We start from the raw sequence: 783 nt of genomic DNA, 5'->3' as shown, positions 1-783 counted from the left end.
TAATCAAAACTGCAACTGCCAACGCTTATCGGGCTTGCCGATCAAAATGTAATTTCAGCAATGGAAACAGCTTCCAAAATACTGGGGTGGGGTTTTTTCTATTTAGCATGTACGATGATCGTGATCGCTATGATTGATGTACCTTTTCAGATATTTGATCATACAAAAAATCTGAAGATGACGAAGCAGGAAGTGAAAGACGAATTCAAGGACACGGAAGGTAAGCCAGAGGTTAAACGGAAGATTCGCCAATTGCAGATGGAAATGGCGCAGCGTCGAATGATGCAAGATGTTCCTCAGGCTGACGTGGTGATTACCAACCCAACTCACTTTTCAGTCGCGCTACGATATAAACCTGAAGAAGATGCCGCGCCAATTTTGCTTGCGAAAGGGCATGATCAAGTCGCCTTGAAGATTAGAGAAATTGCCAACGAACATGATGTCGAAATTGTTGAGGCTCCACCGCTTGCGCGTTCGGTCTACCATCATGCCGAGATTGGTCAGGAAATTCCGAGTGGTTTGTATATGGCGGTTGCACAAGTGCTGGCATACGTATTTCAGCTTAAGCAGTTTAGGCGTCGCGTTATTACAAAACCTCCGAAACCGGACTTCCCCATACCGGATGATCTTAAATATGATGGCTCTTGATTAAGGGGCTGGCATTGCCTAATTACCGTAAACTGTAGAAGTCGGCGTGAATCTTGCTGATACCTTACTGATATTTGTTTTTCGTCAAATTAGTGACGATATCAGTCTTGGTAGTGATATTTATGCAGCAAGCCG

At 44.2% G+C, this 783-nt stretch carries 1 protein-coding gene; it reads left to right on the top strand.

The window, feature by feature from the left end; all coding sequences use genetic code 11:
- The first annotated feature begins 9 nt into the window (after positions 1-9).
- Complete coding sequence (gene flhB / locus A3735_RS02105) at positions 10-648, top strand: flagellar type III secretion system protein FlhB (protein ID WP_082885773.1); 639 nt, start codon at positions 10-12, stop codon at positions 646-648.
- Positions 649-783 lie beyond the last annotated feature (135 nt).

Source organism: Oleiphilus sp. HI0061 (assembly GCF_001635675.1).
Note: the sequence above shows the minus strand (reverse complement) of the source record. Positions and strands in the feature narration are given on the sequence as shown.